16 protein-coding genes are annotated in these 19,820 nt (G+C 30.5%); 10 read left to right on the top strand and 6 right to left on the bottom strand.

Features of this window, described 5'->3' with window-relative positions:
- Positions 1-9 precede the first annotated feature (9 nt).
- A complete protein-coding gene (gene moaD, locus H0I29_RS05460; RefSeq protein WP_218754692.1) occupies positions 10-252 on the top strand; it encodes a molybdopterin converting factor subunit 1 in 243 nt (80 codons plus the stop codon).
- Positions 253-321: 69 nt separating this feature from the next.
- Here moaD and H0I29_RS05455 read toward each other — a convergent pair whose 3' ends face one another.
- Positions 322-597 carry a DUF3817 domain-containing protein gene (locus tag H0I29_RS05455; RefSeq protein ID WP_218754691.1) on the bottom strand — a complete coding sequence of 92 codons (276 nt, stop codon included), beginning with the start codon at positions 595-597 and terminating at the stop codon, positions 322-324.
- Between the two features lie 141 nt (positions 598-738).
- Here H0I29_RS05455 and H0I29_RS05450 point away from each other — a divergent pair, with 141 nt between their 5' ends.
- Positions 739-1,161, top strand: a complete 423-nt coding sequence (locus tag H0I29_RS05450) for a molybdenum cofactor biosynthesis protein MoaE (protein ID WP_218754690.1) — start codon at positions 739-741, stop codon at positions 1,159-1,161.
- Positions 1,162-1,418: 257 nt separating this feature from the next.
- On the opposite strand, the gene H0I29_RS05445 is transcribed toward H0I29_RS05450, so the two are convergent.
- Positions 1,419-2,435: a heme A synthase gene (locus H0I29_RS05445; RefSeq protein WP_218754689.1), complete on the bottom strand. Its 1,017-nt coding sequence runs from the start codon at positions 2,433-2,435 to the stop codon at positions 1,419-1,421.
- A 249-nt stretch (positions 2,436-2,684) separates the two neighbouring features.
- Positions 2,685-2,876 carry a cold-shock protein gene (locus tag H0I29_RS05440; RefSeq protein WP_068447358.1) on the bottom strand — a complete coding sequence of 64 codons (192 nt, stop codon included), beginning with the start codon at positions 2,874-2,876 and terminating at the stop codon, positions 2,685-2,687.
- 387 nt (positions 2,877-3,263) lie between these two features.
- Between H0I29_RS05440 and H0I29_RS05435 the strand changes: the two genes are divergently transcribed.
- The 3 genes from H0I29_RS05435 to H0I29_RS05425 all read left to right on the top strand — a co-directional run bounded on the left by H0I29_RS05435 (position 3,264) and on the right by H0I29_RS05425 (position 6,990).
- A complete protein-coding gene (locus H0I29_RS05435) occupies positions 3,264-4,538 on the top strand; it encodes a ribonucleotide-diphosphate reductase subunit beta (protein ID WP_218733949.1) in 1,275 nt (424 codons plus the stop codon).
- Between the two features lie 3 nt (positions 4,539-4,541).
- The gene (locus H0I29_RS05430; protein ID WP_218731836.1) at positions 4,542-6,320 is read left to right on the top strand and encodes a ribonucleoside-diphosphate reductase subunit alpha; all 1,779 of its coding nucleotides are present in this window, start codon (positions 4,542-4,544) and stop codon (positions 6,318-6,320) included.
- 361 nt (positions 6,321-6,681) lie between these two features.
- On the top strand, positions 6,682-6,990 hold the full coding sequence (locus H0I29_RS05425) for a hypothetical protein (protein WP_218754688.1): 309 nt from the start codon (positions 6,682-6,684) through the stop codon (positions 6,988-6,990).
- Between the two features lie 527 nt (positions 6,991-7,517).
- On the opposite strand, the gene nhaA is transcribed toward H0I29_RS05425, so the two are convergent.
- On the bottom strand, positions 7,518-8,828 hold the full coding sequence (gene nhaA, locus H0I29_RS05420; protein WP_218731834.1) for a Na+/H+ antiporter NhaA: 1,311 nt from the start codon (positions 8,826-8,828) through the stop codon (positions 7,518-7,520).
- 52 nt (positions 8,829-8,880) lie between these two features.
- Positions 8,881-9,312: an META domain-containing protein gene (locus H0I29_RS05415; protein WP_218731833.1), complete on the bottom strand. Its 432-nt coding sequence runs from the start codon at positions 9,310-9,312 to the stop codon at positions 8,881-8,883.
- 159 nt (positions 9,313-9,471) lie between these two features.
- Here H0I29_RS05415 and H0I29_RS05410 point away from each other — a divergent pair, with 159 nt between their 5' ends.
- From H0I29_RS05410 to H0I29_RS05400, 3 genes are all read left to right on the top strand, one after another.
- Positions 9,472-10,809 (top strand): deoxyguanosinetriphosphate triphosphohydrolase, encoded by a 1,338-nt coding sequence (locus tag H0I29_RS05410; RefSeq protein WP_218754687.1) that lies wholly within the window; start codon positions 9,472-9,474, stop codon positions 10,807-10,809.
- A 152-nt stretch (positions 10,810-10,961) separates the two neighbouring features.
- The gene (locus H0I29_RS05405; RefSeq protein ID WP_218754686.1) at positions 10,962-11,294 is read left to right on the top strand and encodes a hypothetical protein; all 333 of its coding nucleotides are present in this window, start codon (positions 10,962-10,964) and stop codon (positions 11,292-11,294) included.
- Between the two features lie 14 nt (positions 11,295-11,308).
- Positions 11,309-14,791 (top strand): T9SS type A sorting domain-containing protein, encoded by a 3,483-nt coding sequence (locus H0I29_RS05400; RefSeq protein ID WP_218754685.1) that lies wholly within the window; start codon positions 11,309-11,311, stop codon positions 14,789-14,791.
- Positions 14,792-14,840: 49 nt separating this feature from the next.
- Here the strand turns inward: H0I29_RS05400 and H0I29_RS05395 are convergent, their stop codons facing one another.
- Entirely contained in the window at positions 14,841-16,610 is a 1,770-nt protein-coding gene (locus H0I29_RS05395; RefSeq protein ID WP_218754684.1) for a 1-deoxy-D-xylulose-5-phosphate synthase, read from the bottom strand.
- Positions 16,611-16,719: 109 nt separating this feature from the next.
- Between H0I29_RS05395 and H0I29_RS05390 the strand changes: the two genes are divergently transcribed.
- Together H0I29_RS05390 and H0I29_RS05385 are read left to right on the top strand one after the other, a co-directional pair.
- On the top strand, positions 16,720-17,169 hold the full coding sequence (locus H0I29_RS05390) for a nucleoside deaminase (RefSeq protein WP_165731631.1): 450 nt from the start codon (positions 16,720-16,722) through the stop codon (positions 17,167-17,169).
- Between the two features lie 100 nt (positions 17,170-17,269).
- Complete coding sequence (locus H0I29_RS05385) at positions 17,270-19,789, top strand: DPP IV N-terminal domain-containing protein (RefSeq protein ID WP_218754683.1); 2,520 nt, start codon at positions 17,270-17,272, stop codon at positions 19,787-19,789.
- Positions 19,790-19,820: the final 31 nt, after the last annotated feature.

Genomic DNA, 19,820 nt, shown 5'->3' with positions numbered 1-19,820 from the left:
TTTTGATACATGAAAATTCAAGTACTTTTTTTCGGAATAACCACGGATTTAGTAGGTTCATCAGCTTTAGAACTTAATATAGCTGACGTTGCTACTGTTGCAGATTTTAAAAACTCTTTAAAAGGGAAGTATCAGCAGTTAGAAAAGTTAAACTCTTATGCAATTGCTGTTAATGAAAGTTATGCAACGGATGATTTTCTTCTAAAAGAGAATGACGTTGTTGCTGTAATTCCGCCAGTTAGCGGAGGGTAAAAAAAAAGCTTGTTTTTATCCTTAAGGAAAGAAGCAAGCTAATGTAGTTTTATAAAAGAGTACTAGCAGTTATTTTTTAAAATACTTCTTATCAACATAAAAAGTACCAAAAGGAATCACAGAAGCAATTAAAACCATCCCTAAAGTTTTATTGTTCCAATTCATTTCTTTTTTGATAACTATGGCCAATACTACATATAACATAAAAAGAATTCCATGAGGCATTCCTAACATTTTTACGTAAGAAGGGTCATCTTGTAAATATTTTATAGGTGTTGCAATAAATAATAATAATAGGTAAGAAACTCCTTCTAAAATACTTACAATTCTAAATATATTTTTCATAAAGATAATTTTTGTCAAGGCAACATATGTTTGTAATCTGTATTGATTATTATAACTTTCTAATGTACAGAAAACCCCTTGTAATTTCGATTCGTTTATTTTTGCGAAAATACAATTTTGTTTTCCTATTTTTGTTTAACAATGAAAAGAACTTCAATAAAAATTACTTCAGATAAATTAGATTTACAAGAGTGTTATCGTTTTGTAGAAGATGCTTCTTGTGGTGGAATTTCTGCTTTTATAGGAACTGTAAGAAATGATACTCAAGGAAAAGAAGTTATGCAATTAGACTTTTCTGCCTATAAGCCAATGGCGATTAAAGAAATGCAAAAAATTGCAGATTTGGCTTTAGAGAAATTCGATATTAAAAAAATTGCCATTCACCACGCAGAAGGAATGTTGCAGGTTGGAGAAGTTCCTGTAATTATAACTACGTCTTCTAAGCATAGAAAAGCCGCTTTTGAAGCTTGTGAATTTGCAATTGACACTTTAAAAGAAACGGTTCCTATTTGGAAAAAAGAATATTTTTCAGACGGAGAGGTTTGGGTGAACGCGCATCCTTAATTTTCGGTTCTTAGTTTCAACCTTAATGCTGGTACAAGCGTCTCGCTCGTATCTTTTCTTAAAACATTGTTGAGTAAGTTTGTGGAGGTTACTCCACATTTTATTGGTATTTTCACGAGCGATACGCTCACGCTATCGGCTAGTAGGGGGTGTCTGTAAATAAGTTTCAAAGTTTTAAAAAACGATATTTTCTGTGTTGCTATGTGTTCAATTTGCTGTTTTCAAGTGAGCCGCTGAAAACTGAGACTGAATACTGTTTACTTAACCGGTTTACTTTGCAACCATAAATAATACTGTAGTCCAAATAAAATAGCACCTGACAATAAATGTGTTGCTTGCGTACCTAAAGGAAATTCTGCATAATACATTAACATTCCGGTAATGGTTTCTAAAAAGATTAATGCAACTACCCAGTTTACCAGTTTGTATCCTAAGTTTTTAGCCTGATTTATGTAAAATAAAACAAAGTTTATCAATACAATTGCAATGGTAAAAGACCTGTGAAAATAAAATTTAAAACTCGGATTCATTAAACTGTAATCTTTGTTTTCGAAACCATAAAGCTTTACTTGCTCGTCTATAAATTGCCTTACTTGAGTTCCCATTGCTATTTGAATTAAAGAAAATACGGCAGAAATAATAAGTAATTTACTAAATAATGAATTGTAATTGTAGGTTTTCTTTTTGTCTGAAGTAATAAATTTTAGTTGTAATAAAAGCGCGATAATAATTAAACCAATAACCATGTGAATAGTTATTATAGAAGGTTTTAAATTTGTGTCTACTACCGTTTTTCCTAACCAAGCTTCTACTAACATTAGAAAGAAAGCAGTATAAGCAAGTATTGGAATTCTCTTATCTGTTTTCCAGTATTTTGTAGCTCCGTAGATTAAGAATAAGAAAACAAAACCTGCTAAAACAGAAGATAGTCTGTTAATGTACTCTGTCCAGGTATGGTATTTGTTGAAATTTGCGTAATCGTGTTTTGTATAAGTAGCCCAATTGCTTTTATTAAATTGGTCTGTTGTTTTTATATCGTGCTCTGCAACAAATAAAGCTTCGTCTTTAATGATGATAAAACCTTTTTTAAATTCAGAATTTGGTTTCCAAGTAATTTGTTCTTCCGCTGTAGGCGGAATATAATACCCAAAACATTTTGGCCAATCAGGACATCCCATTCCTGATCCGGTCATTCTAACAACAGAGCCTGCTAAAAAAATTAAGTAGACAGATATAATGGCAATTTGTACAGTTTTTGTGAAGCTACTTTTCATTATAAATAAAAGTTTTTACAAAAATAAGGCAAAAAAAATTCGTTTAAAATAAATTAAACGACTTGTTCTTATAAAAAAGAAAATACTTGCCAATAAGTTTTTAAAACAGCTCCGTTTTCTAAATAATTATACTCAATTAGTTAAAATGATCCTTTACTTTTTATAAAGGGGGCGTTTTGTGAAAAAAAATAAGACAAAAAAAAGCCGCTTAAAAAATTAAGCGACTTGTTCTTTTCAAAAAATTTAAAATTATAGAACTCTAACGTCTACTGCATTTAAACCTTTTCTACCTTCTTTAAGGTCGAACTCTACTGCGTCACCTTCTCTAATTTCGTCAATTAATCCTGATACATGTACAAAGTACTCTGTGTTTGAATCATCTTCTGTTACAAATCCAAATCCTTTAGATTCGTTGAAGAATTTTACTGTCCCTTTTTTCAAAATAATATAATATAAATGTTAATAATACTGCAAATATAAGATTATATTAATTGATATTACTAAAATGCGGTTTTAAATAATTGTTTTCTTTTTGTAAGTACAACGTAACAGATTGTAAGTAAAAAAAAAGTAAATAATTGTTACAAAAATTATTTAATAGAGGTCTTTTAAGAAACTCAATATCGATAGTAGTTACAGCGATTTTGTATTGATAATTGTATGGTTATGAGATTTTTAAAAAATCATTTTTTTAGCGTGAAATTTCGGAAAACTGTTAATTTGTTAAAAACTTCAAGGGTTTTGTGAATAAGTATAACTTTTATTTTGGAGCAAAAAATCCAATCTTTGTTAACACTAAAAATAACAATTAAACACCCTTCATTTACCTTGGAAATTACGCATATTATAAAAAGAGACTCAGAAACAACCACATTTGAGTTAGAGAAAATTATTAATGCTATAGAAAAAGCAATGCTTACCGTTAACAATGGTTCTAGAAATGATGCTATTGCTATATCAAATATTGTACATGGTACATTATTAGAAAGAAGGTTAAATGAACCAGATTATATTCCTACAGTAGAGCAGGTACAAGATATAGTAGAGTATAAATTAATGGACAGTCCTTTTCATGACGTTGCAAAGGCATACATATTATATAGAGACGAACAAACTAGAAGTAGAAAACCAAATATTTTTGAGAAGAGGATTAACTTAAAACCTTATGATTATCCTGCTTTAGGAGAATATGTGGATGCAATTAGACATTCTTATTGGATTCATACAGAGTTTAATTATACGAGTGATATTCAGGACTTTAAGACATCTCTTACTGAGGTGGAAAAGAATGCAATAAAAAATACCATGTTGGCAATTTCTCAAATAGAGGTTGCTGTTAAAACTTTTTGGGGAGACATTTATAAAAAGATGCCAAAGCCAGAAATTGGTTCTGTAGGTGCAACTTTTTCTGAAAGTGAAGTGCGTCATCATGATGCGTATTCTCATTTATTAGAGATTTTAGGGTTAAATAATGAGTTTAAAAACTTAAAGAAAAACCCTGTTATAATGAAACGTGTTAACTATTTAGAAGGCGCGTTAAAGAATGTAAATAGTGAAGACAATCAAGAGTTTTCTGAGTCTATAATATTGTTCTCTTTATTTATAGAGCACGTATCTTTATTCTCTCAGTTTTTGATTATAATGGCTTTTAACAAGCATAAAAATGTACTAAAAGGAATTTCTAACGTGGTAGAAGCTACTTCTAAAGAAGAGCAGATTCATGGAGATTTTGGTATCGATTTAATAAAAATTATAAAAGAAGAAAATCCAGATTGGTTTAGTGAAGAGCATAATTTATTGGTTCAAGAAACTTGTAAAGAAGCGTTTCTTTCTGAAAGTAAATTAATCGATTGGATTTTTGAAAAAGGAGAATTAGACTTTCTACCTAAAGATGTAATTAATGAATTTATTAAAAATAGATTTAATAATTCTTTAGAAAGTATTGGTATTGCAAAAGTATTTGAGGTAGATCAAAAATTATTAGCAGAAACAGATTGGTTTGATGATGAAATTATTGGAACCAAACATGGTGATTTCTTTGTAAAAAGATCAATCAACTATAGTAAAAGAACAAAAAGTATAACTAGCGACGACTTATTTTAAATTATGAACTTGAACGAAACAAAAACAACAGAACTTACAGAACACGAACAGTTAATTCAAGTTAGAAACGCTGCTAGGAAAGAAATGCTTAAAGGTAAAGATCAACCAGAAATTACATGGCTAACAGAAAATAGTCGTAAATTTTTACAGTCTGGTTATTTAACAGGAGATACCACACCTGAAGAAAGAATACGTGAAATTGCAGATAATGCAGAACGTATTTTAAAAATGGATGGTTTTTCTGATAAGTTTTACAAATATATGGCTGAAGGGTATTACTCTTTAGCATCGCCAATTTGGTCTAACTTTGGAAAAAAAAGAGGTTTGCCAATTAGCTGTTTTGGATCGCATGTAGCAGATGATATGGGAGATATTTTGTTCTCTCAATCAGAAGTTGGTATGATGTCTAAATTAGGAGGAGGAACTTCTGGTTACTTTGGTAAGCTACGTAAAAGAGGTGCCGATGTAAAAAACAACGGTTCATCTTCTGGTTCTGTACACATTATGCAGTTGTTCGAAAAAATGGTAGATGTTGTAAGTCAAGGTTCTGTAAGACGTGGACGTTTTTCTCCATATTTACCAGTAGATCACCCGGATATTAAAGAATTTTTAGAAATAGGAACAGAAGGAAACCCAATTCAAGAATTAACGCATGGTGTTACCGTTGGTGACGAATGGATGCAAGCAATGATTGATGGTGATGTAGAAAAAAGAGGTATTTGGGCAAAAATATTACAAAGAAGAGGAGAAATTGGGTATCCATATATTCTTTTTAGAGACAACGCAAATAATGGAACGGTAGATGTTTATAAGGACAAAAACCACGAAATTTATGCGAGTAACTTGTGTACAGAAATCATGTTACCTTCTAATGAAGATTGGTCTTTTGTATGTTGTTTATCATCTGTAAACTTATTACATTATGATAAGTGGAAAGATACAGATGCAGTAGAAACACTTACGTACTTTTTAGATGCAGTAATGCAGGAGTTTATCACTAAGTTAGAAGTATACAAAGATTCATCTGACAGAGACGATCAGTTTACGTTCCGTTTTATGGAGAAAGCGTATAAATTTGCTAAAGAAAACAGAGCTTTAGGTTTAGGTGCTTTAGGATGGCACTCTTTATTACAATCTAAAATGCATGCTTTTGACAGTGCAGAAGCATATGCTTTAAACAGTGAAATCTTTAAGGTGATTAAAGAAAAATCTTATAAAGCATCAGAAGAAATGGCTAAGTTGTATGGTGAGCCAGAAGTATTAAAAGGATACGGAAGACGTAACACCACTTTAAATGCAATTGCACCAACAACATCTTCAGCATTTATTTTAGGTCAAGTATCTCAAGGAATTGAGCCAATTTGGTCTAACATCTATGTAAAAGATATTGCAAAAATTAAAACAACAATTAAGAATCCAATTTTAGAAACATTATTGGAAGAAAAAGGACATAATACATCAGATATTTGGAAAAGTATTAGAGATAATGATGGTTCTGTACAGCATTTAAGCGTTTTAACTGAAGCAGAAAAAGAGGTGTTTAAAACCTATTCAGAAATCGATCAAAATGTAATTGTATATCAGGCAGCTAATAGACAAAATCATATAGATCAAGGGCAGTCAATTAATATTATGGTACATCCAGATATGCCAATTAAAGAAGTGAATTCGGTTTATATTAATGCTTGGAAATTAGGTGTAAAATCTATGTATTACCAACACAGTATGAATGCTGCACAGAAATTTAAGCAAAAGAAAGAATGTGCTAGTTGCGAAGGGTAATTAGTAAGAAAATAAATTAGGAGAGAAGTCGAAAGGCTTCTTTCTTATTCTAAAGAATTAAAATAGCATGCTGAGGTAGTAAAAACAAGGCATAAAAAAAGGGAAATATAAATATTGCCCCTTGGTTTTTTTAATATTAATGGATTCTCACGGCCAATTATATTATTAAACAGAGAAGAAGAGTTAACCTCAACTCGGTTTTGTTACTTCAAAAGTACAAAATTAGAATCTTCCGACCAAGTTAAATATTTATATAATGATTCTGTAGTTCAAAAAACTCTATTATGAGTGGGTTTTTACTACAAAAATAGTTGTCAACAATAAAAATAAAAATGTTGATTATTTAAATTTATATAAAAATATGCGTAAAGAATTTTTGAAATCTATCAATGATAAATTGATAGTGAATTTAACTTTTAGAACAGTAGGTGGTAATATTGTAACTGGAAAGTGTATTCCTTATGATTTAGGGCCAAGTAGAAAGTATAGAGATAAATCCCAACGATATCATTTTCTTATCTTAAATGGGCCAAAAGGAAAGCATAACATTTCTATTTTACCAATCCAAATCCTAAAAATAGAATTAACAAATACACATTTTAATCCTTCTAGATATATTAAATGGAAACCAAATTGGCATTTAAAAAGAAATTGGGGTGTTTATTCTTAATTTTAAATTAAAAATAGATAAAGAGAAGTCGAAAGGCTTCTCTTTTTTTTTTTTTTCGAAGCTATTTATATCTTAGAGTTTATCTTGAGCTCAGTAGAAAATCACTCATTTTTTTATCTGAAAAAGGCAAAAAAGAGCTCAAACAAATGCTTCAATCTGGATTATACCTGTTTGTGTGCTATTATTTGAAAATGAACTGATATAAGAAGTAATAATGAGTTAAAATAAAACTCGTAAGAGGTTTTAAAAGTCAAAGTCAATAGAATCTTGTAAATGTGATAAAAGTTTATATATGTAGCTAAAATTACTTTAAAATACAGTTTTATATACTTGTTGAGGTTTGGTAAAAGTAAATTTAGTACTACAGAAGTCCATTTGTTTTAATAAACGGCAATATAAGTGCAAATGCTTTACTGAATTATTATAATCAGAAAAAAGAATCAGTTTTATAAAACAAGATGTAATTATATAAAAAAAGAGAAGCCTAAAAGCTTCTCTTTTTTTATAAATAAGATTTTAAATACTTATTAAAGTTTAATAAAGTCTTTAACTGGTGCAAATCTCAAAATAAGATAACCAATTATCGCAGAAATAAGCGAGCCTAAAAGAATACCTATTTTTGCAGAGCTAATAAACTCTGGTGATGTTGAAAATGCCAAACCAGCAATAAAAATAGCCATAGTAAATCCAATACCAGCAATAAATGAAACTCCTAAAATTTGTATAAAGTGAATATCTGCAGGTATTTGAATTAAATTTAATTTTTTTGCAACCAATATAACTAGTGGTATACCTAGTCCTTTACCTAAGACTAAACAGAGTATAATATGGAAGACTAAAGCCATATCTATATGAACAGAACTATCTATTAACACACCTGCATTGGCTAGTGCAAAAACAGGAATTATAAAATAAGCCGACCAATTGTGTAGGTTATGTTCTAAATGCTGTAAAGGAGATTGAAACTTTTTACTCCAATGGGTTAAATTATCTACTAATTTTAATTGTTGATTAGATAATATAGGTTCCTTTAATACAGGTGCAGTTTTAATGCTATTGTAAATACCTTCTAATTGAGAAAGAAAAGTAGTTGTTTTTATTTCTTGTCTAATTGGTACAGAAAATGCAATTAAAATACCAGCAACAGTAGGGTGTACTCCAGATTTTAAGAACAATACCCAAACGATAATACCCACAAAAATCATCACAAATTTAGAGTAATACCCTCTATTTGTTAATACATACAATAGTGCTATTAATCCTAAACCTATTAATAATAATGCAACTTCAATAGATTCACTGTAAAAAACAGCAATCACTAAAACAGCTTCAATATCATCTACAATTGCAAAAGCAGTTAAAAATATTTTTAAACTAAGAGGTATACGTTTTCCTAAGGTGTTTAATACAGCTAAAGAAAAAGCAATATCTGTTGCCATAGGAATTCCCCAACCTTTAAAGGTTTCTGGATTTTGGTTTAAAAGCATAAATAATCCAACAGGAATAAGTGCTCCACCAACAGCTCCAAATAATGGGAAAGCTAATTTTTTAACTGTGTTTAATTCTCCAATTAAAATTTCACGTTTTATTTCTAATCCAATTAAGAAAAAGAAAATAGCCATTAAACCATCATTAATCCAAAATAAAACAGATTTTTTCAATTCAAAATTTTCTCCTGAAAAACCAACTTTATATTCTAAGATAGAAGAGTAACTTTCATGAAGAGGTGAGTTTGCCCAAAATAAAGCAACTAAAGTACATATTAGTAACAGGATTCCGCTAAAACTTTCAATTTTTACAAACTTTTGAAACGGGGTAATAAATAATTTTTTTATCATGAATAATAGCTTAATTTATAAATTTGATAATTGAATGGATACGCATCTTTTTTTAATTCATGTAAACAGCTTCAAAAACTGCTAAAGGCGCTCTCTTACCAACATTTAAAGATAATCTATTATTTTTAATAGTATAATTATCTGTTGAATTAATTGCTTTTAATAATTTAGATTCATCAGTATTATTACAAAACATTCTTGTTGAAATAACTTTTGTGAATTTAATTTTATTGCCTTTCTCTAAAATATACTCGCCATTAATTGAATTACAACCTGCAAACCCGCTAAATCTATTGTCCTTTGTTTTTAAGGTGATAGCTATTTCTCGTTTTTGGTTGTCTTCCATTTTAATTTCATTTCCATATAAAGTTTTAAGTTTCCAATATTTTTCTGTAATAGTGTCGTCGTGGTTTGTTACACTTGTTGACTTACAGTTTGTTATGGTAGGTAAAATTAGAATAAGAAATAATATTTTAGTTTTCATTAAAAAATTTTCATAAAAATAAGTTAAGTTGAGAACATTTTAAACTTTTTTACATTAAATTTCTCTTAATTTTTTGATAAAAAAATGTTTTTTTAATCAGAACATCACCTCAAAATAATAGTTTGTATTTTTACCAATTAAACTTTATTATTTAAATAAATGAACTGGGAACAATTACTTTCTTTAAAACGTTTTGGCGATACACAAAAACGCCCAAGAGCAACTCAAGATGAAACTCGTCTGGGTTTTGATGTAGATTTTGATAGAATTATATTTTCATCAGCTTTTAGGAGTTTACAAGACAAAACACAAGTAATACCTTTATCAGAAACAGATTTTGTACACACACGATTAACACATAGTTTAGAAGTGTCTGTTGTTGGAAGAACTTTGGGTAGAAGAGTAGGTAAGGTGTTGTTAGAACGTTATCCAAAATTAGAGGAATTAGGGTATACGTTTAACGATTTTGGAGCTATTGTTGGAACCGCTTCTTTAATGCATGATATTGGAAACCCTCCTTTCGGGCATTCTGGAGAAAAAGCCATAGGCGAGTATTTTAAAACAGGTAATGGTTTAAAATATAAAGATCTATTGTCTGATAAAGAATATCAAGATTTAATAGATTTTGAAGGGAATGCAAACGGATTTAAAATCTTAACGGAATCGAGAGAAGGAATTTCTGGTGGTTTGCGTTTAAGCTATGCTACATTGGGGGCTTTTTTAAAATATCCAAAAGAGAGTCTGCCAAAGAAACCAACAAATCATATTGTAGATAAAAAGTATGGTTTTTTTCAATCTGAAAAAGAAGCTTTTTTAGAAATTGTAGAGGATTTAGGGATGAAACAAAAATCTAATTCGGCAATTTCATTTTACAGGCATCCATTGGCTTATTTAGTAGAAGCTGCAGATGATATTTGTTATACAATTATCGATTTTGAAGACGGAATTAATTTAGGCTTAATTGAAGAAGAGTTTGCTCTAGAATACATGATTAAGTTGGTAAAAGATACTATTGACATTAAAAAATATCATTCCTTACAACATAAAACAGACAGAATAAGTTACTTAAGAGCTTTGGCAATTGGGGTGTTAATTAATGAAGCCGTTGCTATTTTCTTAGCAAATGAAGAAGCTATTTTAAACGGAACTTTTGAGAGGTCTTTATTAGATAGATGTAAATATGAAGCGCAAATAAAAGACATTATTAAATTAAGTGTTGCAAAAATATATAAAAGCAAAGACGTTGTAGAAAAAGAAATTGCTGGTTATAGAATTATTGCCGATTTATTAGATGTTTTTGTAACAGCTTTAAATAATAAGTTTGATGCTAAAGAATCTAATTTTGATGATTTAGTATTGAATCTATTACCAGAAGAATATCAAACAGAATCAATTAGTTTGTATCAAAGAATTATGCAAGTATGCAGTTATGTTTCTAGAATGTCTGATAGTTATGCGATTAGAACACATAAAAAATTAAAGGGAAATATTATTTAATTGATACCAATAGTACCTATATTTAGATTTCATTTTTAAACAATATGTTAAATTTAACTTTTAAACGATGATATTTTATGTTAAATAAAACCATTCAATTATTTTTTTTAATGCTAGTTTCTAGTCTTTTTTTCTTTTGTAAATCTAATAATGTGAGTAAACAAAATACTAAAAACAACCAAATTATAACTTTTCAGGATAAAGAAATTACAGATAAAGTTTATAATCAAGATAAGTCTAAAGTATTAATATTGCAATATACATCTACCAAAAACCCTGCGATTACTTTTGATTATCAGGTAGTTGATGTAGAAACGAATAAGGAATTAAAAAAAGGAATATTTACTGGAGAAAAAATGGAATGGTTAGATAATACCACTTTAAAATGCACGCCACATATTGGCATGGTCCAAAAACAAAGTGACGAAGTACTTCTTGAAAGCATACCAACCAAAAAGAAATATATTTTTATAAAAATAGATTAACTTAATATATTCGTATGAATAACAACTACCTAACTAGTATTATCTGTGCCCTTTTATCAACTTTTTTTTTTATTGGTTGTCAGACAAAAGAAAAAGAAACCGAAATTGTTTTAAAGAATAACTTTAATCAAATAAAGAAACAAAAAAAGAAAAAAGGTGTTCATAAAAAAGGAATAGAACAGATTGCAGATTATCAGAAACAGATAAGAAAAGGAATTGAAGAAGAAAATTCCACTTATAAAAAAGGATATCTTGTAGAAGAATTTAACAAAGCTAAAAGTAAAAAATTAAAAAAAAGTGGTAAAAGTGCAATTAGCCCTGTTTTTAAAGAAAGAGGTCCTAATAATGTGCCTGGTCGTGCTAGAGGAATTGCTATAGATCCTAATGACACAAAAAGATGGTTTGTAGGTAGTGTTGGTGGAGGTGTTTGGCTTACAGAAGACTCCGGAGCAACTTGGGAAACATTAACAGATTTTAAGGTACCTAATTTAGCAACTTCTACAGTTGTAATTAGTCAAATAAATTCTAATGTATTATATGCAGGTACCGGGGAACCTTTTGGTAATTTAGGTGCAATTGGTGGTTCTGGCGTATTTAAAACAATAAATGGTGGTACTACTTGGCAACATTTAACAGCTACAGCACCTTTAGGAGATGTTGGTAGAATGATTATTAATCCCCTAGACGACAATAATGTTCTTATAGGAACTACTTCTGGTATTTATAGAACTATTGATGGTGGTGTAAACTGGACTAAAACTTATAATTCAACAGGCAGAGTTCAAGATTTAGATGCATCTTCATCTGATTTTAATATTCAATTTGGTTCTGTAAATGGGGTAGGATTGGTAAAAAGTATTGATGGTGGTATTACTTGGAGTGTTGCTTTAGATAAAGCAGCTGTTAATGTAAATCATAGCAGATTTGAAACAGCTGTATCAGAAGTAAATACATCGGTTGTTATTGTTTGTGCGTATTCTGGTTCTGATGGTACTGTTAGTACTAATACAGATTTATATATATCAAGAGATGCGGGGGCTACTTTTACAAATTTAACCGCTCCAATTGATGCTAGCGTAGATAGATTAGATTTGGTAAACGGACAAGGATGGTATGATAATATTGTTTTAACGCATCCTTTCGATGAGGATATTTTTTATGTTGGAGGTGTGGAGCTTTTTAAAGTTATTGTTAATAATGATGATACTTTTACAGCTTTAGAGATTGCTGCTACTGGTCAAAATGGTAATCTTACTCAAATTAATACAGATGTTCATGTAGATCAGCACGGGCTTGCTGCTATAAAAGGAGTTGATAATAACTTTCAATTAATTTTAGCAAATGATGGAGGTATTTATTCTAGTAATTTGGCTTTAGATCCAGGCGTAAATGAAGGCGATTGGTCTAGTGCAGCCTTAGGAAAAAATAGTACACAATTTTACGGAGCAACAAAACAAAATGGAGAAGATAATTATTTAACAGGCGCACAAGATAATGGTTGTTGGATATCATTGGGAAATGATGCTAATAAAGACAAAGAGTATTTAGAAGCATTTGGTGGTGACGGATTTGAAGTTATTTGGCATTATGACAATCCTCAAGATTTTATTGTTTCTTCTCAGAACAATAGAATTGGTAGATATGTTAATTTTGCGTTTGCAGGTCAAGAAAGTTTAGAAGGAGAAGAAATATTTTATACAAAATTGGCAAATGCTGATAATAACCCAAATGCTGTTTTTTCTGTTTCTGGTAATGGGGTTTGGCGTTCAGCCGATTTTGCAGCAACTTGGAATTTAGTGCCAATTACTTCTAACTTTATACCAAGTAGTTCAAGTACCTCAAGTGCTTTAAATGTAAAAGTCTCTACAGCAGACCCAAATATTGTTTGGGCTGGAGCATTAATGACAGAAAGTGGTAGTTATGTTTTACATGTTTCTAAAGATAATGGACAAACTTTTACAGATGCAGGTGTTTACAACAATCCAAATGGTAACCATAATCTATTTATTTCAGGTTTAGGAACTTCTTATATTGAAAAAAATAGGGCTTATGCTCTTTTTTCTTCACAAGGTAGACCTAAGATTTTAAAAACAGAAGATTTAGGTGCTACTTGGTCTGATATTACAGGGTTTGAAGCTAGTATAGATACAGGTTTCCCCGACGTAGCAGTACACAGTATTTTAGAAATGCCTTTTAACAAAGATATTATTTGGGCAGGTACAGATATTGGTCTTTTTCAAACAGAAAATGGAGGTACAAGTTGGAGTATGATTACAGATTTACCTTCTGTAGCTGTTTATGACTTAAAAATAGTAAACGATCAAGTTGTAATTGCAACTTATGGAAGAGGTGTATGGTCTGCAACGATACCAGAATTAAGTACATATACACTTCCAGGATATTTAAAGTTTCCAAATGCTACTGCACAACAAAAAGAAATTGAAAGTTTAAAAACAACCGTTAGTTATAACGTACCTTCAGATGATGTAAGTAGAGTTAAAATATTTATAGACGGATTAGAGCAAACAGAGATTGAACAAAATTTTAGTACAGAAGTAACTTATTCTTATGAAACAATAGATGTGGCAGAAGGGTATCATCAACTAGGTATTCAGGTTTTTGATGACGTTAATAATCTAGAAACACCAATAAATAACCAAGAGTTTTTAGTAATTGATTATAAGGATGCAGGTACTTCAATTGAAATTTCAGAATTTCAGAATACAGATGTCTTTACTTATAAATCTAATTTTGTTATAGATAATTTAGATGGCAATGTAGCTAGTGTTGTTTTAAATAATTCGGAACATCCTTATAATAATAATAAAACATATTCGGTAACATTAAAACAACCATTAACAATATCAGAAGACAATAAGGTTTTTACGTATGAAGACTTTGCGCTTATAGAACCTTATACAGATGATTTAACCGATTTGACTCAGTTTTATGATTTTGTTTTAATTGAAGCTTCTACCGATTTAATTACATGGAAAACATTAGATAAGTATGATGCAAGAAGGTTTCCAGAATGGTTAACAGAATATAATAAAGAAGATAATGCAATTGGTAGTGATGCTTTATTTAAAGAACAAAATATAACGTTAACAGATAAAGGTTTTGCTATTGGAGAAACAATTGTTTTTAAATTAAGTTTAGTTTCAGATCCAGGAGCATCTTCTTATGGTTGGGCTATTAAATCTATAAATAAAAACACAGCAACTGCTTCTGTAGAAGATGTTTTAGCAGGTACACAAGTATTTGCAGTTTATCCTACTGTTTCTAAAGGAGACTTTACTTTACAAGCAAAAAGTACCTTAGGGAAAACTAAAATGACTGTTTTTAGTCTTACAGGAAAACAAGTTTTTACTAAAGAAGTAGATTTTACATCAAATGGAAAACAAGAAGTTTCTGTGAGTTTAAATGCTGGAGTTTATATTGTAAACATTATTGATGAAAACAATAAAAGATCTTCTAGTAAAATAATTATTGAATAATTAAAATTCAATAATACAAACATAAAAAAGACGCCATTTGGCGTCTTTTTTATGTTAATGTATTAAATGTATTTGCTAAACTATCTGCATCTAAACCAAATGCATGTTGCAGTTTTAAAACATTTCCGTGTTCAATAAAATCGTCAGGTATTCCTATCGTTTTTATTTTATGATGATAACTATTTTCTGATGCGAATTCTAAAACGGCGCTTCCAAAACCACCTTTTATCGTTCCATCTTCAATGGTAATAATGGTTTGATGTTTATCAAAAATACGATGTAATAAATTTTCATCTAAAGGTTTTACAAAACGCATATCGTAATGAGAAAAGTTCTCTAGATTTTCTACTAATTCTAAAGCATCAGAAACATTCTTAGAAATAGTTCCTATAGATAAAATAGCCTTTTTATTTCCTTCTTGTAAACAAACACCTTTTCCGATTGCTATTTTTTCAAAAGGTTTTTTCCAATCGATAATTGCTCCTGTTCCTCTTGGATATCGAATGGCAATTGGGTTTTTTAATCCTAATTGAGCACTATATAAAATATTACGCAATTCAATTTCATTTCTAGGAGCAAAAACGATCAAATTCGGAATTAAACGTAAATATGCCAAATCGAAAACTCCATGGTGTGTTGCTCCATCTTCGCCAACCAAACCAGCCCTATCTAAACAAAAAACAACTGGTAAGTTTTGCAAGGCAACATCATGTATTACTTGATCGTAAGCGCGTTGTAAAAACGTAGAGTAAATATTACAAAACGGAATTAAACCTTGCGTTGCCATACCTGCCGCTAAGGTTACAGCGTGTTGTTCTGCAATACCAACATCAAAAGTTCTCTTTGGATGCTTTTCTAACATGAATTTTAGAGAACCTCCCGTTAACATCGCTGGAGTTATACCAACAATTTTATCATTTTTATCAGCTAATTCTACCACTGTTTTACCAAAAACATCTTGATACTTTGTGTATAAGCTTTTTGCTATTTTTAATCGCTCACCAGAAATTTTATCAAATTTACCAGGTGCATGATAGGTTACTTGGTCTTCTTCAGCTTTCTGTAAACCTTTTCCTTTTGTAGTAATTACATGTAAAAACTTTGGGCCTTTTACATCTTTTAAACGTTTTAATTCTGATAATACCTTTGGTAAATCATGTCCGTCAATAGGACCCGAATAATCAAAATTTAAAGCTTTTATAATATTGTTTTGCGCCGCAAGTCTTTTATCGGTTTTAACCTTTGTTAGATACTCTTTTAAAGCACCAACGGAAGGGTCAATACCAATAGCGTTGTCATTTAAAATAATTAATAAATTGGCCTTAGAAACTCCTGCGTGGTTTAAGGCTTCAAAAGCCATTCCGCTTGCAATAGAAGCATCTCCAATAACAGCAATGTGGTGTTTTTCTGTATCTCCTTTTATGTTAGAGGCAATTGCCATTCCTAAAGCTGCAGAAATAGAAGTAGAGGAGTGCCCTACACCAAAAGCATCGTATTCACTTTCTTTTCTTGACGGAAAACCTGCAATTCCACCCAACTGTCTGTTGGTGTGAAAAACATCTTTTCTGCCTGTTAATATTTTATGTCCGTATGCTTGATGCCCAACATCCCAAACCAATAAGTCATTTGGGGTATCAAATAGATAGTGCAAAGCAATCGTTAACTCTACAACGCCTAAACTAGCGCCTAAATGTCCTTCTTTGGTTGCTACAATATCAATAATAAAATCCCTCAATTCTTTTGCAAGTTGAGGTAATTGATCTTGATTTAATTTTCGTAAATCTTCTGGGTTTACTATGTGGTCTAACAAATTCTTCATTCAAACGTAAAAATACAACATCAAATACTGTGTGCGTAAAACGGGCAGTTAATAAATACAAATCTATCGTAAATATTTTACTTAATTTTGATATTTATAATCAACATACATGATACAACCTTTTGATGATACCTATTTTATGAAAAAAGCCTTACAAGAAGCAGAATCTGCTTTTGATAAAGGCGAAGTACCTGTAGGTGCAATTATTGTTTTTAAAGATCAAATTATTGCTAGAGCACACAATTTAACGGAAACATTGAACGACGTAACGGCGCATGCGGAAATGCAAGCATTTACAGCTGCTGCTGATTTTTTAGGAGGAAAATATTTAAAAGATTGTGTATTATATGTAACGCTAGAGCCTTGCCAGATGTGTGCAGGTGCAAGTTATTGGGCACAAATTGGTAAAATTGTTTATGGAGCAACAGAACCAGATAGAGGTTTTGTAAATTTAAAAACTACACTACATCCAAAGACAAAAGTTGTTAGTGGAATTTTAGAAAACGAATGTTCTCAGTTATTAAAGCGATTCTTTATTGAAAAACGGAATCTAAATTAATTATGGAATTGTTAAACTTTTTGTAAATAAATCTTAAAAATTTGTGAGATAATTTGTTTTAGAGAAACTTTACGTCAACTAATTCAAATTATTTTACTTCATGAAAAAATTCTTACTTTTATTCTTGCCATTTATTGTTGTTTCAACAATTTCTGCACAAGAAACTCCAACCCCTAATTACCGAGCTGCTGCTAAGTATTCACCAACAAATTTGGCAAAAATGGTACACTCTACATCTGTAAGTCCACATTGGTTAAAAAAAGGAAATCGTTTTTGGTATGCTTATAAAACATCAGAAGGTGCCAATTATTATTTAGTGGATGCAGATAAAAAATCTAAAAAGGCACTTTTCGATAATGTAAAGATGGCAAAGTGGTTAACAGAAATCACTAAAGATCCATACGACGCAAAACACTTACCTCGTTTTAGTTTTAAATTTAACGAAGCAGAAGATGCTATCCGTTTTAGAGTAACATCAACAGAAGAAGTTGAAGTTATTGATGATAAAAAAGAAGAAAAGAAAGAGGAGGGAAAAGACTCTACTTCAACAAAAAAAGCCAAGTCTAAAAAACCGACAAAACCTAAAATGGAGAAAAAAGTCTACCATTTAGAGTATAAATTAGGTGGAAATGGCTTGACAATTATTGATACCATTAAGAAAGAAAAAGAAGATTGGAAAAAGTGGGCAAACATTGCACCAGATAGTTCTATTGTCTTGTATTCTAAAAACTACAACTTGTATTGGATGGATAAAATAAACTTTAAAAAGTTTATTAAAGACGAAAAAGATAGTACAGTTGTAGAAAACCAATGGACAAAAGATGGTGAAGAAAACTATGCTTACGGACGTGGATCTAGAGGAGATAATGTAGATAAAGAAAAAAATAAAGACAAAAGAAACGGTGTTGGAGGAATCTGGTCTCACGATTCTAAAAAGTTTGTTTTTCAAAAATCTGACTCAAGACATATTAAAGATTTATGGGTAATTAATTCTACAGGTAAAAAAAGACCAACGTTAGAAACCTATAAATACCACATGCCAGGAGAACAAGAATATTATAAATCAGAATTATTAATTTTTGATATTCCTTCTAAAACACATGTAAAAGTACCTTTAGATACCATTAAACAGCAAAGTATTTCTGTTTTTAGAGCACCAAGAAAACAATCTAGTAGAGACGATGAGTTTAGACCAACTTTATTGCTTTCTAAAAAAGGAAAAGTATATTTCAGCGTAATCTCTAGAGATCGTAAAAAGTATGATATTAACGTAGCAGATATTAATACGGGAGAATACAAAACTTTAATTGAAGAGCGTTTTAATACCTATATAGAGTCTCGTCCGTTAATTTTATTAAATGATGAAAAAGAAATGTTGCATTGGGCAGAACGAGATGGTTGGGCACATTTTTATTTATATGATACAGACGGAAACTTAAAAAATCAAGTTACAGAAGGCGATTACCATGTGGCTAGTTTTGAAGGTTTAGACGAAAAAAGCAACACGTTATATTTTTCTGCAAACGGCGTAAATAAAGAACAAGATCCTTACTATGCACATTCTTATAAAATCAATTTAGATGGTACGGGAATGAAAAACTTAAACCCTGGAGATTTTACAACTAGCACAAGTATGTCTGACTCTAACAAATACTTTATAAGCAACTTTTCTAGAGTAAATACCGTACCAAAATCGGAACTTAGAAATGCAAACGGACGTAAAGTAATGGATTTAGAAACTGCTGATTTATCGCAACTATTTGCATCAGGATACAAGTTTCCAGAAACCTTTAAAGTAAAGGCAGACGATGGAATTACCGATATTTATGGGGTTATGTATAAACCATTTGATATGGACTCTACGAAAGTTTATCCTTTGTTGGAGTATGTTTATCCTGGGCCACAGACAGAAGCGGTAAATAAATCTTTTTCTTATTCTATGGACCGTGTAGATAGAATGGCACAAGTTGGTTTTATCGTAATTACCTTAGGAAACAGAGGTGGGCATCCAGACAGATCTAAATGGTATCATAATTATGGTTACGGAAATTTACGTGATTATGGTTTGGCTGATAAAAAGTATGTAGCACAACAATTGGCAAACAAACACAGTTATATTGATATTGAAAAAGTAGGGATTTATGGTCATTCTGGTGGTGGATTTATGTCTACAGCAGCTATGTTAGTCTATCCAGATTTCTTTAAAGCAGCAGTTTCATCTGCAGGAAATCATGATAATAATGTGTACAATTCTTGGTGGAGTGAAACACATCATGGTGTAAAGGAAGAAATTGATGCAAAAGGGAAAAGTTCTTATAAATATAAGATTGATACAAATCCATCTTTGGCAAAGAACTTAAAAGGACATTTAATGTTGATTCATGGTGATATGGATAATAACGTAAATCCTGCCGGAACGATTAGAATGGCAAACGAATTAATTAAAGCAAATAAACGTTTTAAATTTATGGTTATGCCAGGACAAAGACATGGTTTTGGTAGCATGACTGAATATTCTTTTTGGTTAAGAGCAGATCATTTTAGTAAATATTTATTAGGTAAAGAAGCTACCGATGCTGATATTATGTATATGAACTTAGACAAACCAATGAATAGGTAAATTATTCAATGTCAGTTCGAGCGAAGTCAAG

The sequence above is a fragment of the Polaribacter sp. R2A056_3_33 genome (genome assembly GCF_019278485.1).
Lineage (GTDB): Bacteria > Bacteroidota > Bacteroidia > Flavobacteriales > Flavobacteriaceae > Polaribacter.
The sequence above is the reverse complement of the archived record's forward strand: the minus strand, read 5'-3'. Positions and strand labels throughout refer to the sequence as shown.